Source organism: Pseudidiomarina sp. (assembly GCF_033722695.1).
In the GTDB taxonomy this organism is placed as follows: domain Bacteria; phylum Pseudomonadota; class Gammaproteobacteria; order Enterobacterales; family Alteromonadaceae; genus Pseudidiomarina.
Genome location: NZ_JAWVYM010000005.1, coordinates 76,342 through 98,420 on the forward strand (window position 1 = coordinate 76,342; position 22,079 = coordinate 98,420).

17 protein-coding genes are annotated in these 22,079 nt (G+C 51.3%); 7 read left to right on the top strand and 10 right to left on the bottom strand.

The genetic code is table 11. The features are described from left to right. Positions 1-20: 20 nt before the first annotated feature. The 7 genes from R3196_RS03560 to gyrA form a co-directional block, all read right to left on the bottom strand. On the bottom strand, positions 21-302 hold the full coding sequence (locus R3196_RS03560) for an integration host factor subunit beta (protein WP_318935274.1): 282 nt from the start codon (positions 300-302) through the stop codon (positions 21-23). Positions 303-369: 67 nt separating this feature from the next. Next, complete coding sequence (gene rpsA / locus R3196_RS03565; RefSeq protein ID WP_318935275.1) at positions 370-2,049, bottom strand: 30S ribosomal protein S1; 1,680 nt, start codon at positions 2,047-2,049, stop codon at positions 370-372. A gap of 108 nt (positions 2,050-2,157) precedes the next feature. Beyond that, a complete protein-coding gene (gene cmk / locus R3196_RS03570; RefSeq protein WP_318935276.1) occupies positions 2,158-2,862 on the bottom strand; it encodes a (d)CMP kinase in 705 nt (234 codons plus the stop codon). A gap of 115 nt (positions 2,863-2,977) precedes the next feature. Then, positions 2,978-4,270, bottom strand: a complete 1,293-nt coding sequence (gene aroA, locus R3196_RS03575; protein ID WP_318935277.1) for a 3-phosphoshikimate 1-carboxyvinyltransferase — start codon at positions 4,268-4,270, stop codon at positions 2,978-2,980. Positions 4,271-4,272: 2 nt separating this feature from the next. Beyond that, the gene (hisC, locus tag R3196_RS03580) at positions 4,273-5,388 is read right to left on the bottom strand and encodes a histidinol-phosphate transaminase (RefSeq protein WP_318935278.1); all 1,116 of its coding nucleotides are present in this window, start codon (positions 5,386-5,388) and stop codon (positions 4,273-4,275) included. 53 nt (positions 5,389-5,441) lie between these two features. After that, a complete protein-coding gene (gene serC, locus R3196_RS03585; RefSeq protein WP_318935279.1) occupies positions 5,442-6,530 on the bottom strand; it encodes a 3-phosphoserine/phosphohydroxythreonine transaminase in 1,089 nt (362 codons plus the stop codon). A 6-nt stretch (positions 6,531-6,536) separates the two neighbouring features. Next, entirely contained in the window at positions 6,537-9,167 is a 2,631-nt protein-coding gene (gene gyrA, locus R3196_RS03590; RefSeq protein ID WP_318935280.1) for a DNA topoisomerase (ATP-hydrolyzing) subunit A, read from the bottom strand. Positions 9,168-9,321: 154 nt separating this feature from the next. Between gyrA and ubiG the strand changes: the two genes are divergently transcribed. The 6 genes from ubiG (at position 9,322) to R3196_RS03620 (ending at position 15,152) form a co-directional block, all read left to right on the top strand. Continuing rightward, the gene (gene ubiG, locus R3196_RS03595) at positions 9,322-10,035 is read left to right on the top strand and encodes a bifunctional 2-polyprenyl-6-hydroxyphenol methylase/3-demethylubiquinol 3-O-methyltransferase UbiG (protein ID WP_318935281.1); all 714 of its coding nucleotides are present in this window, start codon (positions 9,322-9,324) and stop codon (positions 10,033-10,035) included. Continuing rightward, entirely contained in the window at positions 10,029-10,694 is a 666-nt protein-coding gene (locus tag R3196_RS03600; protein WP_318935282.1) for an HAD-IA family hydrolase, read from the top strand. The genes ubiG and R3196_RS03600 overlap by 7 nt, the downstream gene beginning before the upstream one ends. Before the next feature lie 323 nt (positions 10,695-11,017). Further along, on the top strand, positions 11,018-13,360 hold the full coding sequence (gene nrdA / locus R3196_RS03605) for a class 1a ribonucleoside-diphosphate reductase subunit alpha (protein ID WP_318935283.1): 2,343 nt from the start codon (positions 11,018-11,020) through the stop codon (positions 13,358-13,360). Between the two features lie 17 nt (positions 13,361-13,377). Next, positions 13,378-14,508, top strand: a complete 1,131-nt coding sequence (gene nrdB / locus R3196_RS03610; RefSeq protein ID WP_318935284.1) for a class Ia ribonucleoside-diphosphate reductase subunit beta — start codon at positions 13,378-13,380, stop codon at positions 14,506-14,508. Between the two features lie 7 nt (positions 14,509-14,515). Beyond that, positions 14,516-14,776 (top strand): class I ribonucleotide reductase maintenance protein YfaE, encoded by a 261-nt coding sequence (gene yfaE / locus R3196_RS03615; protein WP_318935285.1) that lies wholly within the window; start codon positions 14,516-14,518, stop codon positions 14,774-14,776. A gap of 106 nt (positions 14,777-14,882) precedes the next feature. Next, positions 14,883-15,152, top strand: a complete 270-nt coding sequence (locus R3196_RS03620) for a GrxA family glutaredoxin (RefSeq protein ID WP_318935286.1) — start codon at positions 14,883-14,885, stop codon at positions 15,150-15,152. On the opposite strand, the gene hrpA is transcribed toward R3196_RS03620, so the two are convergent. The 3 genes from hrpA to R3196_RS03635 all read right to left on the bottom strand — a co-directional run bounded on the left by hrpA (position 15,142) and on the right by R3196_RS03635 (position 20,477). Beyond that, positions 15,142-18,864, bottom strand: coding sequence for an ATP-dependent RNA helicase HrpA (gene hrpA / locus R3196_RS03625; protein WP_318935287.1), 3,723 nt, complete (start codon positions 18,862-18,864; stop codon positions 15,142-15,144). The two genes, R3196_RS03620 and hrpA, sit on opposite strands and share 11 nt — an antisense overlap. 80 nt (positions 18,865-18,944) lie before the next feature. Further along, a complete protein-coding gene (locus R3196_RS03630) occupies positions 18,945-19,364 on the bottom strand; it encodes a CBS domain-containing protein (RefSeq protein WP_318935288.1) in 420 nt (139 codons plus the stop codon). A gap of 54 nt (positions 19,365-19,418) precedes the next feature. Next, positions 19,419-20,477 carry an isoaspartyl peptidase/L-asparaginase gene (locus R3196_RS03635; RefSeq protein ID WP_318935289.1) on the bottom strand — a complete coding sequence of 353 codons (1,059 nt, stop codon included), beginning with the start codon at positions 20,475-20,477 and terminating at the stop codon, positions 19,419-19,421. Between the two features lie 167 nt (positions 20,478-20,644). On the opposite strand from R3196_RS03635, the gene sbcB reads away from it, so the two are divergent. Further along, positions 20,645-22,078 (top strand): exodeoxyribonuclease I, encoded by a 1,434-nt coding sequence (sbcB, locus tag R3196_RS03640; RefSeq protein WP_318935290.1) that lies wholly within the window; start codon positions 20,645-20,647, stop codon positions 22,076-22,078. The last annotated feature ends 1 nt before the right edge of the window (position 22,079 follow it).

Below are 22,079 nucleotides of genomic sequence, written 5' to 3' on the forward strand. Positions count from 1 at the left end.
CCGTTTTCGTTTACTCGACGTTAAATCGTGTCGACCCGTTCCCGAAGCTCTTTGCCTGGTTTGAAATGGGGAACATATTTGCCCTCCAGTTCAACCTGCTCTCCGGTTTTCGGGTTGCGACCAACTCGTGGCGCCCGATAATGCAGTGAAAAGCTACCAAACCCACGGACTTCGATGCGCCCGCCCCCAGCTAACTGCTGGGCCATTTGTTCGATAATCTCTTTCACCGCATCTTCAACCTGTCGCGGAGAAAGCTCAGGATACAACGTTGCCAACTGTTGAATCAGTTCTGACTTTGTCATCTTAAGCTCCTCTAACGTGCTGTTGCACGCACGATCCATGTTATCAGGCAGCTAACGAATCAACTGATTAGTCGTCTTTATTCGCTGCCTTGAAAGCTTCGGCCATTGCGCTGGAGAACTTGTCGCCTTCGTCTTGCTGCTTGTTCACCGACTCAATCGCTTCTTTTTCCTGAACTTCGTCTTTAGCACGAATTGATAAGCTCAAAACGCGATTCTTACGATCAACGCCCATGAAGCGAGCTTCAATTTCATCGCCAACTTTCAGTTCAGTTGTCGCATCTTCAACCCGGTCCCGAGAAATGTCTGATGCGCGAACATAACCTTCAACGCTTTCAGCCAGTTCTACTTTCGCACCTTTAGCGTCAACTTCTGTGACCTTACCAGTAACGATAGCACCTTTTTTGTTGGCTGCCAGATAATTGTTAAACGGATCTTCTTCAAGTTGTTTAATACCTAAAGAGATACGCTCACGCTCGGCGTCAACTTGCAGGACGATAGCAGTAACTTCTTCGCCTTTCTTGAATTCACGTACAGCTTCATCACCGGTAGCTTCCCAGCTGATGTCTGACAAGTGAACCAGGCCGTCGATGCCGCCGTCCAGGCCGATGAAGATACCAAAGTCAGTGATTGACTTGATCTTACCGGAAACTTTATCGCCTTTATTGAAGTTCTTAGCAAACTCTTCCCAAGGGTTTGGTTTGCACTGTTTCAGGCCAAGCGAAATACGGCGACGTTCTTCGTCAATTTCCAGCACCATCACTTCAACTTCGTCATCCAGGTTCACGACTTTAGATGGGTGAACGTTTTTGTTCGTCCAGTCCATTTCAGAAACGTGTACCAGACCTTCAACGCCTTCTTCGATTTCTACGAAGCAGCCGTAATCAGTCAGGTTAGTAACCCGACCAGTCAGGCGATGACCTTCAGGATAACGGTTAGCGATATCTGACCATGGATCTTCGCCTAATTGCTTCAGACCCAGAGATACGCGAGTACGCTCGCGATCAAACTTCAGTACTTTAACAGTGATTTCGTCGCCAACATTCACGACTTCGCTTGGATGCTTAACGCGTTTCCAGGCCATGTCAGTGATGTGCAACAAGCCGTCAACGCCGCCTAAGTCTACGAATGCACCGTAGTCGGTCAGGTTCTTAACGATACCAAGAACTTCCTGGCCTTCTTGCAGGTTTTCCAGCAGCGCATCGCGCTCTGCACTGTTTTCAGTCTCGATCACAGCACGACGTGAAACAACCACGTTGTTGCGCTTCTGATCCAGCTTGATAACTTTGAATTCTAAATCTTTATTTTCCAGGTGCGCAGTTTCGCGAACCGGACGCACATCAACCAGAGAGCCTGGCAGGAACGCACGAACACCGCCCAAATCTACGGTGAAACCGCCTTTAACTTTACCGCTGATAACACCGATAACCGTTTCCTGGTCTTCGTAAGCTTTCTCGAGTTGCAGCCATGCTTCATGGCGCTTAGCTTTTTCACGCGACAAAATCGTTTCGCCGAAGCCGTCTTCCACAGCATCAAGCGCAACGTCAACCTGATCGCCCACCTGGATTTCCAGTGCGCCATCAGCGTTACGGAATTGATCAACAGGAATAGCACTTTCAGATTTCAGGCCAGCGTCAACTAATACAACATCACGGTTAATAGCAACGATTGTACCTTTAACGATTGAACCCGGGCGTGTTTCTACCTCTTTAAGGCTTTCTTCAAACAGTAGTGCAAAATTATCTGACATATGAGTTGGCTTTCTTCAGTTAAGTACGTCCACCAGACAATCCTGTGAGGCGGGGTTGTTATAAATAATCTGCTCGCATCCTTACTGCAGACCGCTAAGCCGGCGACCCTAAGAGCCTACCTTCTCAGTATTCGAGAGTTTGCCATGGGCAAACTCGAGTATTTGCTCGACCACTTCATTGATCGGTAAATCAGTTGAATCTACAAACAACGAACCCTCAGCAGCCTGCAAAGGGGCAACCGAGCGGTTGGTATCGCGTTCATCCCGTTCCTGGATTTCGGCGATTAATTGGTCAATTTTAGCAGTAAAACCCTTCTCTAGCAATTGTTCGTAGCGCCGCCGCGCGCGTTCTTCGGCGCTGGCGGTCAGATAAACTTTGGCAGCGGCATCTTTAAACACCACAGTACCCATGTCGCGGCCGTCCGCAACCAGCCCCGGAAGCTCTTTAAAAGCTCTTTGCCGACGCAGTAGCGCCTCACGAACCCGTGGCAGTGCAGCTATCTTAGACGCCATGTTGCCGACTGCTTCAGCCCGGATAGACATAGTTACGTCTTCGCCCTCGAGGATGATATGAGTCAGTGACTTTTCCTCTTCAACCTCAAACTTAACGTCAAGATTACTTGCCAGTGCCACCAGACTTTCTTCGTCGTCAGCATCAAAGTCATGATGCAACGCAGCTAATGCCAGGACCCGATAAATTGCCCCGCTATCAAGCAAGTGCCAGCCAAGTTTCTCAGCGAGAATACGACTTACGGTACCTTTGCCGGCCCCACTTGGGCCATCGATAGTTATAACGGGAATGTTTTCGGTCATGAGCGTCCTCTTCCGGATAAAAGCGCGGCAATTATACGGATTTTGCGGAAAATTGCACCTTTATTCGACTGACTGATTGTTGGCAAGGCACCCGCAGCCTGTTAGCGGAGTTGCTTTACCGGCACAGGCGGTTAAATTCGCGGAAAAAATCGGGGTAGGTTTTGGAACAACAGTCCGGGTCAATAATTCGCACCCCCGCCGGCGCAAATCCCAGCAGCGCAAAACACATAGCCATCCGATGATCATCATAAGTAGCGATGGCGGCGTGCTCGATAGCCACCGGCGGCGTGATACGAATACTGTCTGCAAACTCCTCTACTACAGCACCGGTTTTGCGAAGTTCGGTCGCCATTGCGTGCAGACGATCCGTTTCTTTGATCCGCCAGTTAGCGATATTGCGAATATGGGTTGTACCCTGAGCGAACAAAGCCAGGGTAGCAAAAGTCATTGCAGCATCGGGGATCGCGTTTAGGTCGGCATCAATCGCTTGCAACTGCCCGCCCTGGACATCGATAAAGCGTTCATCAACCTGCAGATTACCGCCCATCCCGGACAAGTACCCGGCAAAGGCTAAATCCCCCTGAATGCTGGCCTGGCCGATCCCATGTATGCGCAACGGACCACCACCCAGTACCCCCGCCGCGAGCCAGTATGAAGCCGCGCTGGCGTCGCCTTCGATCCAATACTCACCTGGTGAGCAATAAACCTGATTGCCCGGGATCATGAATTCCTGCCCGCCAATCTGATGAACCCGGATGCCAAATCGCTCCAGCATGGCCACCGTGAGCTCAATGTACGGCCAGGAGACAACCTTTCCTTCAAGTTGCAGGATGCTATCACCGGCAAGCAGCGGCAATGCCATCAGCAGCGCGCTAATGTACTGGCTGGAAGCGCTACCGTCGATGCTCAGGTGGCCGGCTTGCAAGCCACCGGCCAGCTGCACCGGTGGGTAACCTTCATTGCTCAGATAGTGGATGGTAGCGCCAGCCGCACTGAGGCAGTCTGTAAGCGCCGCTAACGGACGTTCCTGCATACGCTCGTTGCCGGTAAGCACACAGGTCTGATCGTTCAGGGTAGCGCTAAGTACTGCCGTTAAGGGACGGATAGCGGTACCGGCGTTGCCAAGCTGCAGTTCCGACGGAACCTGTTGCCAGTGCCCTCCGCACCCGGTAATGGTGACAGTCGTTCCTGCTTTAACGTCAATCCCGACGGCAATGCCGAGCGCGGTCAGCGCTTCGAGCATCCGCTCAGTGTCATCACTGCGCAGCACATTGGTGAGCCTTGTCTGCTGACCCTGCTGGCATAAAGCAGCCATCAGCAGCGCCCGGTTAGCAATACTTTTTGAACCAGGCAGAGTAACCTCGCCACGGCACTGCTGCAAACCAGCCAGTTCCAGTGCCGCAGTCATAACTAGCCGGCCTGCTCTGCCAGGATTGTGTCCATGGCACTGATAAATACTTCGTTTTCTTCCGGTAGCCCGATGCTTACCCGCAGATGGCGTGGTAGCTCATAGCCAGCCACTGGCCGAACAATTACACCAGCATGCAATAACTTCTGGTAAATCCCAGCCGCATCGTCACCGACTTCGATAGTCAGGAAATTACCCCGCGACGGAATATATTTCAGCCCGTTCTGCTCACAGAACAGTGTGAGCTGTGCCATTCCGGTGTCATTCACGATCACCGATTTTTCCAGATATTCAGTATCTTCAAGCGCGACTTCAGCGGCCCGCAGGCTCAGGCTGTTCATATTAAATGGCTGACGGACACGATTCAGCAGATCGGCAACTTCAGGCCGCGTCACCGCAAACCCAGCGCGCAAACCAGCCAAACCATAAGCCTTGGAAAATGTTCGGGTAACCAGCAAGTTAGGGAATTCAGCAACCCAGCTGAATGATGGCGCACGCTCATCTTCGGCCACGTATTCTGAGTAGGCTTCATCCAGCACTACCAACACCTGAGCTGGTACTTTTTGCAGGAATTCGTGAAGCGCTTCCGAGGTTAAGAACGTGCCGGTCGGGTTGTTCGGATTGGCAATAAAAATCATGCGGGTACGGTCAGTTATAGCTCCCAGCATGGCATTCAGGTCATGGCCGTAGTCGCGGGCAGGCACTGCTATGCCTTTAGCACCAATGGCCTGGGTAACCAGCGGATATACCACAAAGGCATGTTGCGAAAAAATCACTTCATTTTCATCGCTGACAAAAGTACGGGCGATAAGCTCAAGCACATCATTAGAGCCGTTCCCGAGGGTGATTTGGTTTGGTTTTAAATCAAACTTTTCAGCGATTTTGGTTTTCAGGTAATACCCGTTGGCATCAGGGTAACGAGCCAGCCCGGATAACTGATCCTGCAGGGCTTGCTTGACCTTAGCACTTAAGCCGAGCGGATTCTCATTGGACGCTAACTTGACGATATTAGAAATACCAAGCTCACGTTCCAGCTCTTCGATGGGCTTACCCGCCTGGTAGGGGCTCAGATTTCGGACGCCGGCATTGGCCAGGGCTTTTGCATCAAAAACAGTCATAATTACACTCTTATTTTGTACTATTTGGGCGTTTGAACGGCTATGCAGAACACTTACCCATTAGATTTTTGGAAATCTTTCATGAAATCGACTAAGGCTTCAACACCAGCTAACGGCATTGCATTATAAATACTTGCGCGCATTCCACCTACGTACCTATGACCTTTCAGGCCCACCATGCCGCGCTCAGCAGCCTGCTTGAGAAAAGCGCTATCAAGCCGCTCATCAGCCAGCATAAAAGGCACATTCATACGGGAGCGAAAATCAGGGTGGATCGGATTCGAATAAAAATCCGACTGGTCAATGTAGTTATACAGCAAAGCCGCTTTTTTGTGGTTAAGCTCACCCATGGCGTTAATACCGCCCTGGCGTTTCAACCACTCAAACACCAGCCCGGATAAATACCAGGCGAACGTATTCGGGGTGTTATACATGGAGCCGTCTTTAGCCTGAACGCTGTAGTCCATGATGGTTGAGGTATTGCGCTGTGCCTTGCCAAGCAAGTCATCGCGGACAATAGCTATAGCGAAACCTGAGGGGCCGATATTCTTCTGCGCGCCGGCATAAATAATGCCAAAGCGGCTGACATCGAGTGGCTCAGACAAAATCGTGGAGGACATATCCGCCACCAGCGGCGCGCGGATACCTTCAGGGATCTGATGCAGAGCCACGCCGTCGACCGTTTCATTGGGGCAATAGTGAAAGTAAGCCGCATTATCGGATAGCTGCCAGGTTTCGGGGGCTGATATTGCTTTGCCCTGGGGCGTGAGCTCGGTGCCACCGACAACATTAACCTTGCTGACGTATTTATCCGCTTCCCGGATAGCGAAATCAGACCAAATACCGCTATTCAGATAGTCGACTGTATCGCCAGGACCCGCGATATTCTGCGGCACGGCGCTAAATTGGCCGCGACCGCCGCCATGCATAAATAAAACCTGGTAATTCGCTGGTACCGACATGAGGTCGCGCAGGTCTTGTTCGGCCTGCGCTGCCATTTGCATAAAAGCAGGATCGCGGTGACTGATCTCCATCACTGAAATACCGCTATTACGCCAGCTCCGGAACTCAGCCTGCGCTTGCTCCATCACCTCTGCCGGCAACATTGCCGGCCCCGCAGAAAAGTTAAACGGGGCATTCATCGGTAGTTATTCCTTGTCGTCAGCGTCATCAGCGGCGGGTAAATCAGGCGCCAGTTCGTCATCAAGCAATTCGTCAACAGACTCGACTTCTTCCAGCTCATCAATCTCGTCAATGCGCTGCATGCCGACAACTTTCTCGTCGGAACCGGTGCGTATCAGCCGCACCCCCTGAGTGTTACGTCCGACTACAGATACTTCGCTAACGCGGGTGCGAACCAGGGTGCCTTTGTTACTAATCAGCATGATCTGGTTGGTATCGATCACTTCCATAGCTCCGACTACGCTACCATTACGCTCACTGACCTTGATCGATACCACGCCTTTGGTGGCACGGCTCTTGGCCGGGTAGTCAGTTATTGGCGTGCGTTTGCCGAAGCCGTTTTCAGTCACTGTCAGAATGGTCGGAATTTCATCTTCGATGGTGCGCGGCACTATCAGTGAAACAACGCTTTGATCATCAGCCAGACGAATACCTCGGACGCCGGTTGCGGTACGTCCCATCGAACGGACCTGATCTTCACTGAAGCGCACGACTTTACCGCCGTCAGAGAACAACATAATCTCGTCGCCGGCACTGGTCAGGTCAACACCGATCAGCTCATCGCCAGGTACCAGATTAAGGGCAATAATGCCGCCGTTACGTGGCCGTGAGTAGTCAACCAGTGGGGTTTTCTTAATAGTACCGTTGCGGGTTGCCATAACGACGAACTTATCTTCCGGGTAATCCCGGGTCGGCAGAATCGCGGTAATACGCTCATCGGCTTCAAGCGGCAGTAAGTTCACAATTGGGCGGCCACGAGAAGTTCGGGTTGCCAGTGGTAGCTGGTAAACCTTCATCCAGTAGATGCGGCCACGGGTTGAGAAGCACAGAATGGTATCGTGGGTATTTGCCACCCACAGTCGCTCAATGAAATCTTCTTCTTTCATGCGCGTGGCTGACTTACCTTTGCCACCGCGCCGCTGAGCTTCATATTCAGTCAGCGGCTGGTACTTCACGTAACCGTGATGTGACAGCGTAACCACAACGTCTTCTTCGTTAATCAGATCTTCCATGCTGATATCGTGGGCGGCCGCGGTGATCTCGGTGCGGCGCTCATCGCCATAATCAGCTTTAATTTTTTCCAGCTCTTCACGAATAACTTCCATCAGTCGCTCTGAGCTATTCAGAATATGCAATAACTCTTCAATTTGTTGCAGCAGGCTCTTGTATTCATCAAGAATTTTTTCATGTTCCAGCCCCGTCAGCTTGTGCAAACGCAAGTCCAGAATAGCCTGTGCCTGTTCTTCAGTCAGATAGTACTCGCCATCACGGATACCGTATTTTGGATCCAGATGATCAGGGCGTGCAGCATCAACACCAGCGCGCTCAAGCATAGCTGAAACATCGCCCAGCACCCATGAACGGGCGGTCAGGCCGGCTTTAGCGTCTGCCGCAGTCTGCGAACGACGGATCAGTTCAATAATTTCGTCGATATTGGCCAGTGCAATCGCCAGGCCTTCTAGTATGTGCGCACGCTCACGGGCCTTACGCAGCTCATATACTGAGCGCCGCGTCACCACTTCCCGGCGATGCAGGATAAAGCACTCAAGCATATACTGCAGATTAAACAGGCGCGGCTGATTTTTATCCAGCGCGACCATATTGATACCAAAGACAACCTGCATCTGGGTGTTGGCGTACAAGTGATTCAGCACCACCTCTGCAACTTCACCGCGCTTCAGTTCGATAACGATGCGCATGCCGTCTTTGTCTGACTCATCGCGCAGGCCGCTGATACCTTCCAGGCGTTTTTCTTTAACCAGCTCAGCGATTTTTTCAATTAGCCGGGCTTTATTAACCTGATACGGAATTTCATTAACGATAATGGCTTCACGCCCATTGCTATCGGTTTCAATCTCCGCTTTGGCACGCAGGTGAATGCGACCACGTCCGGTCTTGTAGGCTTCTACGATACCGGCCCGTCCAGAAATACTGGCCGCGGTCGGGAAGTCTGGTCCCGGGATGTGCTCCATCAGCTCTTCGACAGTAATATTCGGGTTGTCGATCATCGCTAAGCAGCCGTTGACAACTTCGGTCAGGTTATGTGGCGGAATGTTCGTCGCCATACCAACCGCGATGCCTGAAGAGCCGTTAACCAGCAGGTTCGGCACCCGCGTCGGCAGCACATCAGGAATTTGCTCGGTGCCATCATAGTTAGGCACAAAGTCGACCGTTTCTTTATCCAGATCGGACAACAGCTCGGCGGCGATTTTGGCCATACGGATTTCGGTGTAACGCATGGCTGCTGCCGAGTCCCCGTCAACAGAACCAAAGTTACCCTGGCCATCAACCAGCATATAACGCAGCGAGAACGGCTGCGCCATACGTACAATGGTGTCATATACAGCACTATCACCGTGAGGGTGATACTTACCGATAACGTCACCAACGATACGCGCTGATTTCTTATAAGGCTTGTTATAGTCGTTGCGCAGCTCATTCATCGCGAACAGCACGCGTCGATGAACCGGTTTGAGTCCATCACGAACGTCCGGTAGTGCCCGACCAACGATTACACTCATCGCGTAATCGAGATACGAACTCTTTAACTCATCTTCAATATTTACCGGACTGACTTCTCTGGCGAGATCACTCATAGCTATATCCCTAAACGAACTAACTTTCTTATAATTTTATAGATAGCAGCATTGTACCCGTAGCCATGCCCTACCGCATCCTTTTTTCCGGTGCTTTTTTTACACCGCCAGGTTGAGTACACTGTACCTAGTTTTCAGCCAGAGCAGAAGTCCTATGACCTTATCTTCCAATGTTGATCCTGCCGAAATAGAAAAATTTAGTGCCCTTGCCTCACGCTGGTGGGACCCTGAAGGTGAGTTCAAGCCGCTGCATAAAATTAATCCACTGCGGATAGGTTATATCCAGCAACACTGTGACGGCGTTTTTGATCTGAACGTACTCGACATTGGCTGCGGCGGTGGCTTATTAGCAGAAGCGCTGGCCCGCGCCGGTGCTAAAGTAACCGGTATCGATCTGGCCGATCAATCCCTGCAGGTAGCGCGTTTGCACGCCAGTGAAGAAAGCAAGCTCGACATTGACTATCAATGTATTGCCGCTGAAGAATTTGCCACCAGGCACCCGGAGCAATTTGATGTGGTGACTTGTCTGGAAATGCTTGAACATGTGCCGGATCCGGCCGCTATTGTTACCGCGGCCGCACAAGCGCTTAAACCCGGCGGTAAAATGTTCTTCTCAACCCTCAACCGCAATATGAAATCCTGGTTACTGGGGATCGTTGCCGCTGAATATGTATTGCGCTGGGTTCCCCAGGGCACTCACCAGCATAAAAAATTTATTCAGCCGGCCGAGTTGCTACGGATGACCGATGCAGCAGGCCTGAATCCCCTGCACATGACCGGCATGCACTATTCACCGCTGCGCGGCTTTTATCTGGACGACAGTAACGTTGATGTGAACTACATAGTGGTACTCGAAAAACCATGCTAAAACCCGCAGCCATATTGTTTGACCTGGATGGGACCTTACTGGATACCGCACCCGACCTTGGGGCAGCACTTAATTCCGTGCTGCGCAGTGAACACCGCGCTGAAGTCAGCCCTGAAGCGTACACGCCGCTTGCTTCCCACGGTTCGACCGGTTTGCTGCGACATGCTTATGGCGACGAATTTGATTCGCGCCGTGACGAATTGAGAGAGGCGTTTCTGAGCGCCTATGCCAGAAATATTGCCGTTAATACCCAAGTGTACGAGGGTATCGTTGAGTTGCTGGTGGCGCTTGCTGAACGCGACATCGCCGTAGGTATAGTGACCAATAAGCCACAGAATCTCACCAGGCAGCTGTTACCCGGTTTCCCCGACCTCGCAGCTGTAAAGGCAATCGTCTGCGGCGATACCTTGCAGGTGGCCAAACCGCACCCTGATCCCCTGTTCCACGCCGCGGATATATTGCAGGTTCAACCAACCGAGTGCTGGTATGTTGGTGACGCTCAACGCGATATAGAGGCCGGCCGGGCAGCGAAGATGTTTACTGTGCTGGCACGTTATGGCTACCTGACTGATGAGGATCGTGCCAGTGACTGGGGCGCGGATGCCCATATTGACAATCCGCAGGATTTACTCGCGTTGCTTGATGACAAAACCAGTTGATTCTATGCAGACCTTGATGGTTATGGCTTAGAGCATTGGGGTCTGATAACCGTGTGTTAAAGAGCAAAAAATAATAAGCAAAGTTCGATTTACCTAAAGCTCTATAAGGACAAGCGTTTTAGCTTAACGGCTCCGAAATGATCCGATATTTTTCACAAGACAGACCACTTTCCTTCTTGATCCCGTAGCAAATAGTGCCTAGGATACAGTTTCAACAACCAACCCAAGATATTGTGTAAAAATCACACTAAAAACCCACTAACTACACAACATCTTGTGGCGACATAAAACAAACATAACGATAATTTCTATGGGTGAGCCGCATGAATCAACAGCTTTTCGTGACTAAACGCAGTGGTGAACGTGAACCGCTGGATTTAGAGAAAATTCACCGTGTAATCAGCTGGGCCGCGGAAGGCCTGAACAACGTCTCGGTATCACAGGTTGAAATCAAATCACGAATTCAATTCTATGACGGTATCAAGACTGAAGATATTCACGAAACCATCATTAAGGCAGCGGCTGACCTGATTTCTGAAGAAGCACCTGATTATCAGTATCTGGCGGCCCGGCTGGCTGTGTTTCACCTGCGTAAGTTAGCCTATGGCAAGTTCGAACCGCCTCATTTATACGACCAGGTTCAGAAGATGGTTGAGTCAGGCCGCTATGATAAGCACCTGCTGACTGATTACAGCAAAGAAGAATTTGAAGAAATGAATGCGTTTATGGACCACGCGCGGGACCTGAACTTCTCTTATGCCGCCATCAAGCAGCTGGAAGGCAAATACCTGGTACAGAACCGGGTAACCGGTGAAATTTATGAAAGCGCGCAGTTCTTATACGTGTTAGTGGCAGCCTGCCTGTTCGCCAATTATCCCAAAGAAACCCGGATGAGCTATGTGCGACGCTTCTATGATGCTACTTCGCTGTTCAAGATTTCGCTGCCGACGCCCATTATGTCCGGTGTTCGCACACCGACCCGGCAGTTCAGTTCTTGCGTACTTATTGAAGCTGGCGACAGTCTGGATTCGATTAATGCGACCGCCAGCGCCATTGTTAAATATGTATCGCAGCGTGCCGGTATCGGCATTAATGCCGGCCGCATCCGCGCGCTGGGTAGCCCGATTCGCGGCGGTGAAGCGTTCCATACGGGCTGTATTCCGTTCTATAAATATTTCCAGACAGCTGTTAAAAGCTGTTCACAAGGCGGCGTTCGTGGCGGAGCGGCAACCCTGTTTTTCCCGCTCTGGCATTTGGAAGTTGAAAGCCTGCTGGTGCTGAAGAACAACCGCGGCGTTGAAGAGAACCGTGTACGCCATCTCGATTATGGCGTGCAGTTCAACCGGCTTATGTATCAGCGTCTGGTAAAAGACGACTTCATTACCTTGTTCAGTCCGTCTGACGTACCGGGCTTGTATGACGCTTTCTTCGCCGACCAGGCTGAGTTTGAGCGGCTCTATACCCAGTATGAACAGGACGATTCGATTCGGAAGAAACGCATCAAGGCTATCGAACTGTTTAGTTTATTTATGCAGGAGCGCGCCAGTACTGGTCGTATCTACCTGCAGAATATTGATCACTGCAATACCCACAGCCCGTTCGATCCTAAGGTCGCACCGATCCGCCAAAGCAATCTGTGCCTTGAAATCGCCCTGCCAACCAAGCCCTTGTCGCATGTAAATGATGACGAAGGCGAGATTGCCCTGTGTACGCTGTCGGCCTTTAACTTAGGCGCTATTAACTCACTTGACGATCTTGAAGAAATGGCTGACCTGGCGGTTCGCGCCCTTGATAGCCTGCTCGATTACCAGGAATACCCGGTACCTGCTGCCCGCAATGCCACCATGGGCCGCCGTACTTTGGGTATAGGCGTCATTAACTTTGCGTATTACCTGGCTAAAAACGGCGTTCGCTATTCTGATGGTTCCGCAAACGGCTTAGTGCATCGCACTTTTGAAGCTATTCAGTATTATCTGATGAAAGCCTCAGTGAACCTGGCAAAAGAAATGGGTGCCTGCCCTAAATTCAACGAAACAACCTATTCCCAAGGCATTATGCCTATCGATACCTACAAGAAAGATCTGGATGCGATCTGCAATGAGCCGCTGCAGCTGGACTGGGATCAGTTACGTAAAGACATCAAGCAATATGGCATGCGCAACTCAACCTTGTCGGCACTGATGCCGTCGGAAACTTCGTCACAGATTTCCAATGCGACCAATGGTATTGAACCACCGCGAGGCCATATCAGTATTAAAGCATCTAAGGATGGCGTGACCAAACAAGTAGTACCGGACTACGAAAACCTCAAAGATGCGTATGAATTGCTATGGACCATTCCCAATAACAAAGGTTATCTGGAGCTGGTTGGCATCATGCAGAAGTTTGTTGATCAGACGATCTCTGCCAATACCAACTATGACCCGAACAAGTTTGACGCCGGCAAAGTACCCATGAAGCAGTTATTACAAGACCTGCTTTACGCGTACAAGCTGGGCGTAAAAACTATGTATTACCATAATACCCGTGATGGTGCGGCGGATAATCAGGTCGATTTGCGCGATAAAATTGACGATAAACAGCGCCAGGCTGAACGCCAGGCAGCAACTGTCACTGTTGTTGAAGAAGAAGACGATGACTGCGCCGGCGGCGCCTGCAAAATATAATAAGGATCTGGTCGTTTATGAGTTATTCAACCTTTAATAAAACGCAGAGTAATCCGCTGACTGAGCCCATGTTCTTCGGAAACTCTGTGAATGTGGCGCGCTATGATCAGCAAAAGCACAGCATTTTTGAAAAATTAATCGAAAAACAAATCAGTTTTTTCTGGCGCCCGGAAGAAGTTGATGTAAGCCGCGATCGGGTCGACTTCGCAAATCTGACCGCTAGTGAAAAACATGTTTTCATTTCGAACCTGAAGTATCAGACGCTGCTCGATTCTGTCCAGGGCCGCAGCCCGAATATCGCGTTTTTGCCGATTGTATCAATTCCTGAGCTGGAAACCTGGGTTGAAACCTGGTCGTTCTTTGAAACGATTCACTCACGCTCATATACCCATATTTTGCGTAATCTCTTTACTGATCCGAGTGAAGTTTTTGAAGATATCGTTATTAATACTGAGATCCAAAAACGCGCAAGCGACATTTCTTCTTACTATGACGATTTAATTTTCTACACCCAGTTATGGCAGACTCACGGCGAAGGGGAGATCACGATAGACGGTGAAACGCACAATGTGACCATGCGTAATCTGAAAAAGAAGCTGTTCTTGTGTGTGAACTCAGTCAATGCACTTGAAGCGATCCGTTTTTATGTGAGTTTTGCCTGTACGTTCGCCTTTGCCGAACGGGATCTTATGGAAGGTAACTCTAAGATTATCCGCCTGATTGCCCGTGACGAAAACCTGCATCTGGTATCAACCCAGCAAATTATAAACTTATGGCAGTACGGTCATGATGACCCGGAAATGAAAGAAATTGCTGATGAGTTGCAGGACGAAGCCCTGGCCATCTTTATGAAAGCTGTAGAGCAAGAAAAAGAGTGGGCGCATTATCTGTTCCGCAACGGCTCCATGATTGGTCTCAACGAAGAGATTCTGTGCCAGTACGTGGAATACATTGCCAACATGCGGATGGAAGCCATAGGGTACGATTCACCTTTCAAGCAGCGCAGTAATCCCCTGCCCTGGATGAACAAATACCTGGTTTCCGATAACGTTCAGGTCGCACCGCAGGAAGCAGAAATCACGTCTTATCTGGTCGGTCAGATCGACAGCGAAGTGAGCGCCTCTGATTTAGGAGACTTTGAACTCTGAGCAGGCCATGAATAAAAGCTACAAGATAAAAATCAACGGTCAGCATACGCTGGCCGTTGACGCTTCCACAGGCACTTTGCTTGAAGCCATGGAGGCTGCCGAAATCGAGACTCACTATCATTGCCGTAATGGCTTCTGCGGCGCTTGCCGCACCCAATTGGTAAAAGGCGAAGTAACCTATATTAATGAGCCGTTAGCCTTTGTTCGTCCTGGTGAATGCCTTGCCTGTTGTTGTATAGCTGCCAGCGATCTCGAAATAAATCACTAATCGGTTCACCCGATACCCCCCATTTTTTAAAGTAATTAGCGAAATCGGCTAAACTATAAGAAAATAGACCGAATCAATTTCCGACTAATGAAAGCAAGGAGTGTTTATGTTTACTGTTATTTTTGGCCGTCCTGGCTGCCCATATTGTGTTCGGGCAAACCAAATTGCGGAAAAACTGAGTCGGGATCGCGATGACTTTGAGTTTCGCTATATTGATATGCACGAGGAAGGCATTACTAAAGCCGATCTGGAAAAAACAGTTGGCGCTCCGGTCCATACCGTGCCACAAATTTTTGTCGACGAAGAACATATCGGTGGTTGTACCGAGTTCGAAGCTTATGCGCATGCCAAATTAGGTTTGTACTCTAACGACTAATTTCACTAAGCGCCTGACGAACCCGCTTCTCCGATATCGGATAGCGGGTTCCTAATGTCTGGGCGAAGAAGCTCACCCGCAGCTCTTCCATCATCCAGCGTATTTCAACTACTTCCGACGACACCGCCTGCTGTTTCGGTAACTTCTTGAGTTGCTGCTCATAAGCCTGCTGCAGACTGTCAAGCGTCAGCATGTGTAACCGGTCTTTATTCGGATCAACGGGTAACTTATCCAAACGGCGCTCAATCGCCTTCAGGTAACGCTCAATATCCGGCAGGCGTGACGCTCCGGCAGCGCTGACAAAACCTGAGTAAATGAGGCCTTCCAACTGCTGCTTGATATCGCCATGAGCCTGAATTTGATCCAGGCTAACCTTGCCTTTCAGGCGTTTACGAATGTTATGGCTCAGGATCAGACAGGGTTCAACCTGCCGGGCAATATAAGTTACCCGCTCATTCAGGTGGGCCCGTGCTTGCTCAAAGAGCGCCTGAAAACTTGCTTCATCGCGCACCGGTTGCGCCATAATAAACTCATCCAGTGCTGCCACGATGCAGTCCTCGACTAAATCATTGATTTGGCCCCATGGATTGTAATACATCGCCAGCTTCGCCTTATTCGAAAGCGATTGCTGTAAATACCTCACCGGTGACGGCAGTTGCAGTAACAACAACGAGCGCACCCCACGATGATGAGCTAATGCAGCCTGTTCCGCGCTATCAAACAGCTCCTGGCGCACACCATCAGCAGCAGCCACCACGGCCGGATAGGCTTTAATGGTGAAACCTTGCTGCGGTTTTTCAAGGGTCTCGGGTAAGCGGCCAAAAGTCCATTCCCGGCTGACTACGGGTTCTTCATCAACGGTTTTCTCTACCGCGGTTTGTAGCGCGCGTTTTACCTTGCCCTGCAGCACTTGCTGCAGAGATTCCAGGTCGCGCCCACTGGCAAGGGGCTTGCCCTGATCATCAGTCACGGCAAAATTCATCCGTAAATGCCGGGGCAGCTGGCTTGCATCCCATGCATCGTCCGGCACAGTAACCCCGGTCATACGCCGCAATTTGGCACTCAACGCTTCTAACAGCGAATAGTTGGCGATCGTTTTCTCATCACAATCGGCTAAAAATGCCGAGGCATAATTCGGTGTCGGCACAAAATTACGGCGATAGGTTTTCGGCAGACTTTTTATCCAGGCCACCACCAGTTGCTCACGCAATGCCGGAATCAGCCAATCGAAGCCTTCTCTGTTTATCTGGTTCAGCAAGGCCACGGGAATCTGTACAGTTACACCGTCGTCTTCAGCAGTGGGCTCAAAACGATAGCTCAGTGGCAATTTTAAATTACCCTGGCGCCAGAACTCAGGGTAGTCTGCAGCCGTAACGTGGGCCGCACTTTGCGCCATCAGATCCTGACGTTCAAAATAGAGTAACCTTGGTTGCTCTTTTATCGCCTTATGCCACCAGCCAGCCAGCAGCTGCTCGTTATAAATCGCCGCAGGAATAACCTCATCGTACGCAGCAAACAAAGCTTCGTCATCAACCAGAATATCGCGCCGCCGGGATTTTTCTTCGAGTTCCTTAACCGACTCAATGAGCGCCAGATTATGCTGAATAAAGGGCAGCTTTCGCTTTAGCTGCCCTTGCACCAGGGCTTCGCGGATAAAGATTTCACGCGCAGCCACCGGCGCCACCGGGCCGTATTGCACGCGGCGCTGCGGCACGATAATCAGACCAAACAGAGTGACCTGCTCAGTAGCGACTACCGAGCCTGATTTCGCTGAAAAATGCGGCTCAAAATAACTGCGTTTTACCAGATGACCGGCCAGAGGTTCAATCCACTCGGGCTCAATCCGTGCGTTCACCCGGGCAAAGAGTCGTGAGGTCTCGACCAGTTCAGCGGACATTAGCCATTTAGGCGGCTTTTTGAATAGCCCTGAGCCGGGAAATACATAGAACTTGCGATTGCGCGCCCCCAGAAACTCATGGGTTTCCTGTTTCTGCCCCAGCTGCGACAACATGCCGGTCAGTAAGGCACGGTGAACGGCCTCATAACTAGCCGTCTCCTGATTGATTCTGTAACCCAGCCCGCGCACTGTTTGCCGCAGCTGCGTATAGACATCCTGCCACTCACGCACCCGCAAAAAGTGAATGAACTCGTCTTTGATCCGTTTGCGGAACTGGCTCTTGGAAAGTTCTTTCTGTAAATCTGAAAGATACTGCCAGAGCTTCAGGTAGCTGGCGAAATCCGAATCTTTGTCATGAAAGCGCTGATGTAATTCTGTCGCTTTTTGCTGAGCCTGCTGAGGCCGTTCGCGCGGATCCTGAATACTCAGGGCGGCGGTGATAATAAGGACTTCCTGCATGCAACCAAATTCGTTGGCAGCAAGCACCATCCGTGCCAGGCGCGGATCCACCGGCAACTGTGCCAGCTGGCGGCCAATTGGCGTTAACCGCGGTCCTTGCTGGCTCTTGCGCTTACCTTTGGCCGGAGCCAGTGCGTGTAATTCCTGCAGCAGGTTCAGGCCATCTTTAATGTAACGCTCATCCGGTCGTTCGATAAAGGGAAACCGCCGGATATCGCCCAACTTAGCGGAGGTCATCTGCAGGATAACCGCCGCGAGGTTGGTACGCAGTATTTCCGGTTCGGTATATTCCGGCCGGGCTAAAAAGTCTTCTTCATCATAGAGTCGGATGCAGATGCCCGGTGCAATCCGGCCGCAACGACCCATACGTTGATTGGCACTGGCCTGAGATATTTTCTCGATGGGCAGCCGCTGCACTTTGGTGCGATAACTGTAGCGGCTGATGCGGGCGGTACCCGGGTCCACTACATAACGAATACCAGGCACCGTCAGTGAGGTTTCCGCTACGTTGGTTGCGATAACCACCCGCCGTTCGCTATGGGGCTGGAATATGCGGTTTTGCTCCGCGGAGGATAACCGGGCGAACAAAGGCAGCACGTCGGTATCATGCAGCTTCAAATCATTGATGGCTTCGGCAAAATCGCGGATCTCGCGCTCGCCGCTGGCAAAAATCAAGATATCTCCCGGACCTTCGCGCTGCAGTTCGGTAACCGCGTCACAGACCCCCTGCACCACATCACCACCATCATCTTCGCCGCTCAGTGGCCGATAACGCAGTTCAACCGGATAAGTACGTCCGGTAACCGTAATAATGGGAGCATTATTAAAGTGTTTCGCAAAACGCTCGGTTTCGATAGTGGCAGAGGTAATAACCAGCTTCAGGTCGGGGCGCTTAACCAACAGGGTCGACAATACCCCCAGCAGAAAATCAATATTTAGACTGCGCTCATGAGCCTCGTCGATGATGATCACATCGTACTTGCTCAGCCGTGAATCCGTTTGCAGCTCGGCTAACAACATACCGTCGGTAAGCAGCTTAATGCGCGTGCCAGGCGCAGTCTGATCCTGAAAGCGGATCTTAAAGCCAACCAGTTGTCCGAGTTCGGTCTGGAGTTCCTGCGCGATACGCTGCGCTACACTGCGCGCCGCCAGCCGCCGTGGCTGAGTATGCCCAATCATCACGCCGCGCTCGGGATCACCGTAGCCGAGCTCCAGCAGCATTTTGGGAAGTTGCGTCGTTTTACCAGAGCCGGTTTCACCGGCGATAATGACCACCTGATGGCTGCTAATCGCCTGCTGAATTTCGGCCTTGGCCTGGACGACCGGCAGGTCACCCGGAAACTGAATCGACTGCACGTAAGTCCTATAAAAAGCGATTAAAAAAGCTGACGCCAGTTTACCAGCGCCAGCTTGCTATGTTAACGCTAAATCCACCGTTAGCTCTTGCTATAACTGTCGCGTAGCTGCTGATTGATGGCTTTTAAGACATCCGTTCGCGTGATGATGCCGATAAGTTTGCGATTCTCATCAAGTACCGGATAAATCTTCGGACGTTTACGGTCCATACGCTGGGCAAGATCAGTAATATTATCGTAACCGACCACCGTCAAAACATCACCGCCGTACATACAGTCACCAACGGTAGCACTTTGTTCTTTATGATAGGTATCCCGCAGCATGGCTTCGAGACAATCATGCTCTGAAATGAAGCCGATAACCCGGTTATCATCATCAACAACCGGACCACCGCGCTGACCACTAGTGAGCAGCTTTTCTACGGCGGTTTCAATCGACATTCTGGCCGTAAATATCAGCGGCCGGCGGTTCATATAGTCAGCGATTTTCAGTGATTGCATAGCGCCTTACTCCTACGATTTATGCGAGTGCGTCAATCATAGGAGTAAGTATAGTCAATCTTTGTAGATCGCAACCTCAGCTTCGCCATCGCCACGACGCGATGCACGATACATGCCTTCGGTGTTAAACGGCATATGCACATGACCTTGATGATCAACGATAATGACGCCACCCGTTCCGCCCGCAGGCAACAATACATCGTGAATAACCGTATCGCCGGCGGTTACTACATCAACCTGCTTGTACTTCATGCGTGAGCAGATATCGGCAGCGACGTGATAGCGGATAAAATATTCGCCATGACCCGTTGCGGATACCGCACAGCTGTCGTTGTCCGCCCAGGTACCGGCACCGATAATCGGCGAGTCACCAATACGACCATAACGTTTTGCTGTCATGCCGCCGGTAGAGGTTGCCGCAGCCAGGTTGCCATGTTTATCACGGGCAACCGCGCCGACAGTACCATATTTGTAGCGATCGTCGAGTTCCAGCCAGGCCTGCTTGTCCGCCTCACCAAGCTTCGCTTTGGCATCAAGCAATTGCTGATAACGACGCTCGGTATTGAAATAACTGTTATCAACCAGTTCCAGCCCCTGCTCTGCCGCAAATGCCTCAGCACCTGCGCCGCTAAGCATCACGTGCACTGACTCGTCCATAACAGTACGCGCCAGCGCGATTGGGCTTTTTACCGTCTTCACACCAGCTACGGCACCCGCCTCCAGCGTTGCACCATCCATGATCGAGGCATCGAGTTCATGCTCGCCGTCGAAGGTGTAGACCGCGCCAACTCCTGAATTAAATAATGGTGATGCTTCCATTATCTGCACCGCTTCAATTACCGCATCCAGACTGGTGCCGCCTTCCGCGAGAATGGCATGGCCAGCATTAACCGCCTCTGCCAGCTTGGCTTTGTACTCGGCTTCTTGTTCAGATGTCAGGCTCGCGCGGGTTATAGTGCCAGCGCCACCATGAATGGCAATGGCGAAGTCAGCTTCATCAGCGATATCAACCCGGGTCTCTTCCCCGGCGCACGCGGTCAGTAATAAAGCCGCGCCAATAACGGCAAGCTTGCCAGTCGCTTTGGTCAGATCTGAGTAGCTAGTCTGTTTCATTGTTATTCTCATTCGTTACAGTGACAGGAACTATCTATCCTGCCACTGTTCACCGGCTCACGCCACCCTAAAGCCGCGTTATCAAGCGTAATAATTGCGGCATATATCGCAATCGGTTAGGCTGAAGCAGTAACAACAAATCACTTTAAATGGATACCTTCAGGCGCATGACAGAACCCACTTTCTACTGGCACGATTATGAAACCTGGGGGGCCAATCCGCAGTTGGATCGGCCAGCGCAGTTTGCCGGATTGCGAACCACCCTTGACCTGGAACCCGTAGGCCGCCCGCAGACGTTCTTCGCCCAACCTACCCCTGATTTTCTACCTCATCCGGAAGCGGTACTGATCACCGGTATTACGCCACAGCACGCCCTGAATCAGGGCATGAATGAAACCAGTTTTGCCGCCCGCATCGCTACTGAGTTCGCGCAGCCGGAAACCACCATTGTCGGCTACAACAATATTGCTTTTGATGACGAGATAACCCGCAATCTGTTTTACCGTAATTTTATTGACCCCTATGAACACACCTGGCAAAACAATAACTCCAGGTGGGATTTAATCGACCTGATGCGGGCCTGCTATGCGCTGCGCCCTGAGGGTATTGAATGGCCCCGCCACGATGACGGTCGGGTTAGTATGAAGCTTGAAGATCTTACCCGGGCTAACGGGATCGATCATGGCCAGGCCCATGACGCCATGGCTGATGTGTATGCCACCATAGAAATTGCCCGTTTGGTTCGCAAAGCCCAACCAAAGTTATTTGAGTACGCTTACGGGCTGCGCCGCAAGCAAGCGGTAAAGTCACTCATTGACCTGGTTAAGTTTCAGCCCCTTGCCCACGTGTGCGGTTTTTACGGTGCGCAAACCGGCTATCTGAGTGTGATCGTGCCCCTCGCATTTCACCCGGAACAACCCAATAGCCTGATCTACTGGGACTTACGCTGCGACCCTGAGGACTTCCTTGAGTTAACACCGGAGCTGTTGGTAGAGCGCCGCTTTACCCGTCGCGCTGAGCTAGTGGAGCAACAACTGCCGTTTTTCGGTGGTCAGATACTGCAAATCAACCGTTGTCCCTTCGTTGCCAAAGCCAATGTTATAACGGCCGATGTCGCTGAGCGCTGGCAATTAGACCTTGAACTGATGGAGCGTCGCCGGCACCAGCTGACAGGGAATCCGGAGCTACGTGAACGCATTATTCAGGCTTGCCTGAGCAGCCATGATTACCCACCCGAATCGGATCCGGATCTGATGCTCTACAGCGGTGATTTCTTTTCCGATCAGGATAAATCCTCGATGCAAATCATCCGGGAAACTGCTCCGGAGCAGCTGGCGGGGCTGGATCTAAATTTCAGCGACCCGCGCCTGCCAGAGATGGTATTTCGCTACCGGGCCCGCAATTTCCCCGCTACCCTGAGTGATACTGAACTACAGAAATGGCAGCGCTTTTGCCAGCAACGGCTGACGCACCCGCCGGGCCGCGCACTATCAGCTGATCAGTTCATCCAGGCGCTACAGGATGCGTCCGAGCGGCACGCGGCCAACCCGGCAAAACTGCGCTTACTGAACGACCTTTACCGTTACGTGGAAAACCTCTGAC

What these genes read in the sequence shown, in the direction of transcription:
- R3196_RS03560 (WP_318935274.1), bottom strand. Translation starts at nt 302, where the DNA reads ATGACAAAGTCAGAACTGATTCAACAGTTGGCAACGTTGTATCCTGAG.
- rpsA (WP_318935275.1), bottom strand. Translation starts at nt 2,049, where the DNA reads ATGTCAGATAATTTTGCACTACTGTTTGAAGAAAGCCTTAAAGAGGTA.
- cmk (WP_318935276.1), bottom strand. Translation starts at nt 2,862, where the DNA reads ATGACCGAAAACATTCCCGTTATAACTATCGATGGCCCAAGTGGGGCC.
- aroA (WP_318935277.1), bottom strand. Translation starts at nt 4,270, where the DNA reads ATGACTGCGGCACTGGAACTGGCTGGTTTGCAGCAGTGCCGTGGCGAG.
- hisC (WP_318935278.1), bottom strand. Translation starts at nt 5,388, where the DNA reads ATGACTGTTTTTGATGCAAAAGCCCTGGCCAATGCCGGCGTCCGAAAT.
- serC (WP_318935279.1), bottom strand. Translation starts at nt 6,530, where the DNA reads ATGAATGCCCCGTTTAACTTTTCTGCGGGGCCGGCAATGTTGCCGGCA.
- gyrA (WP_318935280.1), bottom strand. Translation starts at nt 9,167, where the DNA reads ATGAGTGATCTCGCCAGAGAAGTCAGTCCGGTAAATATTGAAGATGAG.
- ubiG (WP_318935281.1), top strand. Translation starts at nt 9,322, where the DNA reads ATGACCTTATCTTCCAATGTTGATCCTGCCGAAATAGAAAAATTTAGT.
- R3196_RS03600 (WP_318935282.1), top strand. Translation starts at nt 10,029, where the DNA reads ATGCTAAAACCCGCAGCCATATTGTTTGACCTGGATGGGACCTTACTG.
- nrdA (WP_318935283.1), top strand. Translation starts at nt 11,018, where the DNA reads ATGAATCAACAGCTTTTCGTGACTAAACGCAGTGGTGAACGTGAACCG.
- nrdB (WP_318935284.1), top strand. Translation starts at nt 13,378, where the DNA reads ATGAGTTATTCAACCTTTAATAAAACGCAGAGTAATCCGCTGACTGAG.
- yfaE (WP_318935285.1), top strand. Translation starts at nt 14,516, where the DNA reads ATGAATAAAAGCTACAAGATAAAAATCAACGGTCAGCATACGCTGGCC.
- R3196_RS03620 (WP_318935286.1), top strand. Translation starts at nt 14,883, where the DNA reads ATGTTTACTGTTATTTTTGGCCGTCCTGGCTGCCCATATTGTGTTCGG.
- R3196_RS03630 (WP_318935288.1), bottom strand. Translation starts at nt 19,364, where the DNA reads ATGCAATCACTGAAAATCGCTGACTATATGAACCGCCGGCCGCTGATA.
- R3196_RS03635 (WP_318935289.1), bottom strand. Translation starts at nt 20,477, where the DNA reads ATGAAACAGACTAGCTACTCAGATCTGACCAAAGCGACTGGCAAGCTT.
- sbcB (WP_318935290.1), top strand. Translation starts at nt 20,645, where the DNA reads ATGACAGAACCCACTTTCTACTGGCACGATTATGAAACCTGGGGGGCC.